Source organism: Nitrospirota bacterium (genome assembly GCA_016178585.1).
Lineage (GTDB): Bacteria > Nitrospirota > Nitrospiria > JACQBW01 > JACQBW01 > JACOTA01.
Genome location: JACOTA010000065.1, coordinates 1 through 7,298 on the forward strand (window position 1 = coordinate 1; position 7,298 = coordinate 7,298).

The following is a 7,298-nucleotide window of genomic DNA, read 5'->3' on the forward strand; positions in this document are numbered from 1 at the left end:
CCCAGCGTCATTTGATGGTACTGCGACCTCCTTGCAAGGAGGGTGGTGACAACCGCAATACCGAAACTCCCTCCCAGGTTCCGCATCAAATTCATCAGCCCTGTCCCGTTGCCTATCTGATCCTTTGGAAGGTAAGAAAGCGAAACGACGTTAATGGGGATAAAAAGAAATGCCAGTCCGAACCCCTGGATAATCCGGGGCCAGGTAATCGTCCAGAAATCGGCGTTCAAATTGAAATGGGACATTTGAAAGAGGGAGGTGGCTGTAATAAAGAGGCCGAGGGTCACCATGAGCCTCGTATCGATGATCCCGACAAACCTTCCGACGAAAGGCATGATCAGTAAAACCGAAATCCCGCCGGGGGTAAGGACAAGGCCGCTCTGCATCGCCGAGTAGCCCATAAGGGTCTGAACATAGATCGGCAGAAGGGCGAGCGAACTGTAGAGGACAAACCCGAGAACAAACATCAGCAGAACGCCCGAGGTTAAGTTCCGGTCTTTAAAGAGGCGGAGCTGAAGTACAGGGTTTTTGTTCTTTAACTCCCAGATTAAAAAGAGCAACAGCGCAAAAACCGTGACGAACGATAACGTGATGATCCATGAAGAATCGAACCACGCTTCTCTTTCTCCTTTATCCAGGATGATTTGCAGGGCGCCCAAACCTGTTGCGAGGAGCCCCAGGCCGATATAATCGACATTTTTAAAAAGGCTCTTTTTAAAATGAGGAGGGTCCTCCACAAAGGTCTGGACCAGAAATAGCGATAAAACCCCGATCGGGATATTGATAAAGAATATCCATCTCCAGGAAAAGTTATCGGTGATCCACCCTCCCAGGGTCGGCCCGATGATCGGCGCAAAAACCACCCCCATCCCGTAAATCGCCATTCCCATTCCCTGTTTTTCTCTCGGGAAGGCGTCAAACAAGATCGCCTGAGAGACCGGCTGCAGGGCGCCTCCTCCAATGCCCTGAAGGACTCTGAAAAAGACGAGCATCGGAAGGCTGGGGGCGAAGCCGCAAAGGGCCGAACTGACCGCGAACAAAAAAATGCAGATCAAAAGAAACCTTTTCCGTCCGATCAGGCTTGAAAACCACCCGGAGACCGGGAGAATGATGGCATTCGAAACCAGATAAGAGGTGAGGATCCAGGTGCTCTCATCAATCCCCGCGGATAAGGCCCCCGCGATATGAGGGAGCGCGACATTCGCCACGGTGGTGTCGAGAACCTCCATAAAGGTCCCCAGCATGACCGAAAGGGCAATGATAAAAGGGTTTGTTTTATTCTGGACGGAAGGTGAAGTCATCTTTTCTCAGGAAGGAATATGAACGGAGGCGCTGACATTCATCCCGGGACGGAGGACCGCCTCGGGATGATCTTTTAAATCCTTTTCGTTCAACAGGATCTTGACGGGCACCCTCTGGACCACTTTAACAAAATTCCCGGAGGCATTTTCAGGCGGAAGAAGGGAAAACCGCGCCCCTGTGCCGGCGGAAATAGAGTCGACTTTGCCATGGAAGACGATCCCCGGATAAGAGTCGACGGTCAGGGTGGCCTCCTGCCCGGAGCGCATCCGGCCTGTCTGGGTTTCCTTGAAATTGGCCAGAACCCAGAGATTCGTCAGCGGAACAATGGCCATGAGGGATTGGCCGGTTTGGACCCATTGTCCGGGTTGAACATTTTTTTTGGTGACCCTCCCCGCGACGGGGGAGACGATATGGGTGTATGAAAGCTGGAGTTCCGCATTGTTCAGATTGGCTTCGGCTTCGGCGACTTTAGCTTCGGCAAGCCTGACCTGGGCTTTTACGGAGACAATCTGCTGTTCGAGCGCTTTGAGCTTTGAAGCATTGGAGGCGTTTGCCCGCTCCGCTTCTTCAAGCTGTTGATGGGAGATTTCATCATTTTCAGCCAGAGGCTTATACCGTCTGAGGTCGCTCAGGGATTTCTGGTAATTGGCTCGTGAGGCGTCGCTTTCTGAAATATATTGCTGGACCTGTGATAGAGCGGCGAACAAGGTGGCGCTGGCGGCCTGGAGAGCGGCTTTGACCTGTTCGACATGAATTTCGTAATCCCGGCTTTCAATCGTCATTAAAGGGGCTCCCGGCTGGACCTCCTGGTTGTCTTTGACCAGAACCTGAGCGATGTATCCCGGAACTTTGGGAATAACCGGATAGATGTCTCCCTCGATCTGGGCGTCATCGGTGGTCATGAAGGTTTGAGAGCGCTGATAATAATAGACTCCCCAGAGAACGCCCCCAAGGATCAGTAGAAAAAGAATGGATAATTTAATTTTTTTATTCACAAATTTTCCTTCCTTTTAGGGTAACTGGGAAAAGAAATAATCCATCTGACCCGTCACATAATAATATTTCACAATGCCTGCCTGAACCTGAAACCGGGCTTCGACCAGAGCTTCTCTCGCTTCGGTCAGGGAAGTCTGGGTCGTCACCAGCTCAATGTGGGTTCCGATCCCGTTTTCAAACCGGTGCTGGGCCAGGAGAAGCTCTTTCTCGGCCAGAGAGAGCCGTTCTTTGACGACCTCCAGCTGTTTTCTGACCGTGCTCAGGGCGTTGTAAATTTGCCGGACTTCGAGCTCAATCTGTGAAGCCGACTCTCTGGTTTTAAATTGCTCCTGCCGGAGCTGGCTCATGACGGCATCTTCTTTTGCCTTCCGGCTCTGGCCGTCATAAAGGGGCAAATTGAGCGTGATCCCGAAGGTATGAGTGGGAAAAGCATCTGTCACTCCATTCCCGATTTCGCCGTAATCGGCAAAAAGATTAATGGAAGGATATTTTTCTCCGGAGGCCGCTTTAAATTGAATCTCTTTGACTCTCTCTCTTTGAGATTGAATGGCGGCCTCTTTTCTCTTCAACAAAGCGGTCTGAATACTCTCTTTAAGTTCCGGAAAGTCCTGACCGGACAGGTCATGGTCGTCCAGAGAGAGGTTTTCTCCCTGTTGAACCCCGATCTGTTTTTGCAAAACGAGGATGGCATCGCTTTTCTGAGTCAGGGTGGTAATCAGCCGTTGACGGTCTTCGGCCAGTTTCACTCTGGCCCGGGTGACATCAAGAATCGTCCCGATACCGGAACTCTTTTGATGTTCGGCAAATTTAAGGAGCTCCTCGGATAAGTCGACATTGGCCTGATCGGCCTGCACGGCCGATTCGTTCCGGAGCGTATTGAGGAACAGAACGGTGGTCTGATAAAAAAGATCGCTCTCGGCCTGGCTCAACTCCAATTCCGCAACCCGGGTCTCTTCACCGGCGGCATAAACCTGGTTTAAAAGGCTGAGGTTCAGGAGGGTTTCATTCAAAGTCAACCGGGCGTCGAACGTGCTGAAGGGGCCAACTTTATCGGGTGCGCCGGGAAAAGAAACCCCCTGGGCTTTTAAGTTCCGGGTGGCGTCCATTCCGGAGACATTCAGGGAAAGTCTTGGGAGAAAAGAGGATCGGCTTCCCAGGCGGAGAGAGGCCTTCTCGATGACCTTTTGTTTTCCGATAGAGACCCTGGCGCTGTTTTTCAGACTTAGTTCAAGGGCGTTTTTCAGGGAAAGCCGGGGAGGCTCTCCTCCTTGAGTCTGACTTTGGGCATCCATCACCTGAAGAGGAAAGAAGATCAACAGGGTGAAGGCCGGGATGAAAAATAATTTTGCTGTCATTTTATTTCTTAAAAGTTAATGGTCTTTTTTTAATAGCTGTTCCCATTGACGGCTTTCAAATAATTCCCTGACTTTTCGTAAAACGTTCGCCGTGTTCTTCAGCTCTTTTTCGGAAGAATTCATTTTGATCTGTTCGAGGAGCTCAATCTCTCTCTGGGCCATGGCATCGAGAAATTCTTTTCCCTTCGGGGTCAAACTGACCAGAGGAGAGCGCCTGTGAGCCGGATTTTCAACGAACTCGACAAAATTCCCTTTGGCCAGTTGATTAATCAAGGTCTGAATGTACTGGCGGGAAACCGGCCGGGCACGGGCCAACCGGGGAACGGTCTGCGGTCCGAGGCGGTCAAGGATTTTCAGGATCCCCCGTTTTGGGCCCGATGTTTCTCCCTGATGGTGAATTTGCTCCGCGACGACCTTTAAGCGGTAAAAAAGCGAGACTGTTTCATTAATGACCGACTCCAGAGGGGAGTCCCCAGGGGGGATGGATGGATCCATCTTTCTTTTTTTGGAATTTGCGGTTATCTTCAATGAGCCCAATCGGGTTAAGAATTCATGTGGATGATAAAAAAAGTTACCACCCCAAACCCATATTGTCAATTTAATTGTCAATATGACAAGTTTATTTACATGATGACCTTCCGATATTATTTTTAAAGGAATCTATTCCAATCTGACAAGATTTATATTAAAATAAACGACCTTCAATCAATGCCGGGGTGGTCACTGAGCTTGCTGCGCGAAGTGGTTCTGCAACGCAGCCAGGTTTTATCAGTAGTAGTTTTTCTTATACAGTCGTTTTAATCAATGCCGAAGTGGTGGAATTGGTAGACACGCTAGGTTCAGGGTCTAGTGGGGGTGACCCCGTGGGGGTTCGAGTCCCCCCTTCGGCACCATTTAAATTTTAATAAAATCAATAGCTTAGATGTTTTATAGTATCGATTTTTTGAGGCCCCAAAGAGGCCCCAGAACCACGATATTAATTAATCAAACCACGGTCTATTTTATCTGCATAGTCTTCCCCCCAAATATCCCCCTGTGATCTCATTCCGTTTCAAGAGCAATCGAAATAGAGTTTCTGTGGATTTTTAAATTAAAGGTTTATATTTTTTCATTTAGAGTTCTTTTCCGATGGTGGCAATAATTCGAGCCTTAAGTTTCTTTATAAAGGCAAAACGGATATTTACAGGAACAGAATACTGCAACAGTCAGCTTCTCCCCAAAGCCCACAATCATAAGTGGATTTTCCCTTGCGAGAGTGTTAATTTTAATGACAATTTAAGTCAGAAGTAATTCCGGGCAAGAAAAGGATCAGGGCCTGAAAATCTGAGATTGGATTCTTCATGCTATTCCGATCTCTCAGGAAAACAGGATGAAAGAAGAACTAGAACTGCGTACTCTTGTGCGAGAACTCGTAAATATTCCCAAAGAAACAGAATGGGTTGAGTTTAAACATAACAATTCAGACCCCAATGAAATAGGTGAGTATATTTCGGCTCTATCTAATTCGGCTGCCTTGTATGGGAAGTCGTGTGCTTATATTCTCTGGGGAGTTGATGACAGATCGCGGCAGATCATTGGCACAACATTTTGTCCCAGAGAAGCGAAAGTTGGGAATGAAGAGTTAGAAAATTGGCTTTTAACACAATTAGATCCCAGTATTGACGTACGTATTCGTGAAGGGGAAATAGATAGTAAATCGATAGTTCTTTTTGAAATCCAACCCGCTTTTAGCAGGCCGGTCCGGTTTAGGGGAGTAGAATTTGTTCGTATAGGGAGCTATAAGAAAAAACTCCAGGACCACCCTGAAAAAGAACGGCAACTCTGGCAAATATTCCAGCGGACCTCTTTTGAAATAGGTGTTGCTGTAGAAAATGTTACCTCCGACGATGTTCTTTCTCTTATTGACTATCCGAATTATTTCCGATTAATGGACCAGCCGTTACCGGATAATCGGAATGCCATTCTTGAGCGGTTAATCTCTGAGAAAATGATATTTCCAATGCCCGGAAGCCGCTACAATATTTCAAACTTAGGAGCAATTCTTTTTGCGCATGACCTCGATAAATTTAACCGGTTGTCCAGAAAGACTATTCGAGTAATTATTTATCGAGGAGAGAATCGAGTTGAAGCTGTCAAGGAACAAAGAGTGGTTAAGGGATACGCCATCGGTTTCGAAGCAACTATTGCATATATCAACGATCAGCTTCCCCAAAATGAAAAAATAGGTCAAGCTCTTAGGAGAGAAGTCCGCAGGTATCCGGAAATTGCGATCCGAGAATTAGTTGCAAACGCGCTAATTCACCAGGACTTCAATATTACAGGCTCAGGGCCCATGATCGAAGTTTTTACAGATCGTATGGAAATATCCAATCCGGGTCTTCCGCTTATTGATGCACTCAGATTCATTGATGAACCGCCCCGTTCACGGAACGAACTACTGGCGTCCTTGATGCGTAGAATGAAGATTTGTGAGGAGCGGGGAAGCGGTATAGATAAGGTAATTTCTCAAGTTGAAATCTTTCAGCTTCCTGCCCCGGATTTCAGAGCTACCGGAGATAGCACAGTTGCTGTTCTATATGGTCCCCGCGAATTTTCTCTCATGGACAAGTGGGAGCGGATTCGAGCGTGCTACCAGCATGCATGCCTTTCTTATGTTTCCGGCAAACGGATGTCCAATGCCACTCTTCGCAAACGATTAGGCATCAAAGATTCAAACTACCCTCTGGCGTCCCGCATTATTAAGGATGCCCTTGAAGTCGAGTTAATTAAGGCCCATGCAGAAGGTAGCGGTTCGAAACGGGACGCAACCTATGTGCCTTTTTGGGCATAGATTGTATGTAGCAAGATGTAACTATAGAAACTATTTTGAACCTAAAAACAGCATAACTTATTGTTTTTAAATGATATTTATAAGTTCTTGTGTGTAACTGACCATTGAGACACCGAAGACTTCATGATCATTTGAATGAAACTTGTAAATTCAAGATTTGAAATTGGAGGCCTGATTAATCAGACTTACGATATCCACGGGAAGAAAATTGCTTATTCCGTTGACCTGAAAAAAAAACAGAAAACCGACTATCGTAAAAATCTCAAGTGATCTATAAACCGGGTTTACACAGAAATTAGACGCAGAAATTGACACAGAAAAAATCATAACTCCTCATATTATAAGGATTGTTTTCTGCGTCAGCTTAGGAATCAGACACAGAAATTGACACAGAAAACCTAAATTTCCCCCTTCTGGAGATTTATAAAATTCACTATTCCGAAAGTTTGAAAGGCGGGAAAAATAAGGAATACCGAAACCTGCAATATTGGTCAGTGAAAAATTTTTGAAAACCAAATTCGGTGATCTCCCCTTTTTGACAACAGGTTAATATCAACTTATTTTGTCAATAAATAAGTATTGTGTCACCGGAATTTCTCTCATTTTTTGGAACGAATTATTTCCAACTTATTTTTCTCAATCAATACGTATGATGTCCCCGGAATTTTCATTTTCTAGTTAGTGTCTGAACGAAAATGCAGAAAACCCTTGATAGTCCGTGTAGAAAACGAATTTATGCACCTGAAGATAACCGTTTTCAGTTGAGAAACATATAGTCGTATGTTAAAATGATCGCGCTATTATTGATCAAAACA

At 46.2% G+C, this 7,298-nt stretch carries 5 protein-coding genes and 1 tRNA gene; 2 read left to right on the forward strand and 4 right to left on the reverse strand.

The window, feature by feature from the left end; genetic code table 11:
• The 4 genes from HYR79_10290 to HYR79_10305 form a co-directional block, all read right to left on the reverse strand.
• The coding region (locus tag HYR79_10290; protein MBI1822084.1) for a DHA2 family efflux MFS transporter permease subunit at window positions 1-1,301 on the reverse strand (1,301 nt) is incomplete at its 3' end.
• A gap of 6 nt (window positions 1,302-1,307) precedes the next feature.
• Complete coding sequence (locus HYR79_10295; protein ID MBI1822085.1) at window positions 1,308-2,297, reverse strand: HlyD family secretion protein; 990 nt, start codon at window positions 2,295-2,297, stop codon at window positions 1,308-1,310.
• 15 nt (window positions 2,298-2,312) lie between these two features.
• Window positions 2,313-3,653, reverse strand: coding sequence for a TolC family protein (locus HYR79_10300; GenBank protein MBI1822086.1), 1,341 nt, complete (start codon window positions 3,651-3,653; stop codon window positions 2,313-2,315).
• A 15-nt stretch (window positions 3,654-3,668) separates the two neighbouring features.
• Complete coding sequence (locus tag HYR79_10305; protein ID MBI1822087.1) at window positions 3,669-4,148, reverse strand: MarR family transcriptional regulator; 480 nt, start codon at window positions 4,146-4,148, stop codon at window positions 3,669-3,671.
• A gap of 311 nt (window positions 4,149-4,459) precedes the next feature.
• On the opposite strand from HYR79_10305, the gene HYR79_10310 reads away from it, so the two are divergent.
• Both HYR79_10310 and HYR79_10315 read left to right on the forward strand, forming a co-directional pair.
• Window positions 4,460-4,546, forward strand: a tRNA-Leu gene (locus tag HYR79_10310).
• Window positions 4,547-5,022: 476 nt separating this feature from the next.
• Window positions 5,023-6,483: a putative DNA binding domain-containing protein gene (locus tag HYR79_10315; protein ID MBI1822088.1), complete on the forward strand. Its 1,461-nt coding sequence runs from the start codon at window positions 5,023-5,025 to the stop codon at window positions 6,481-6,483.
• Window positions 6,484-7,298 lie beyond the last annotated feature (815 nt).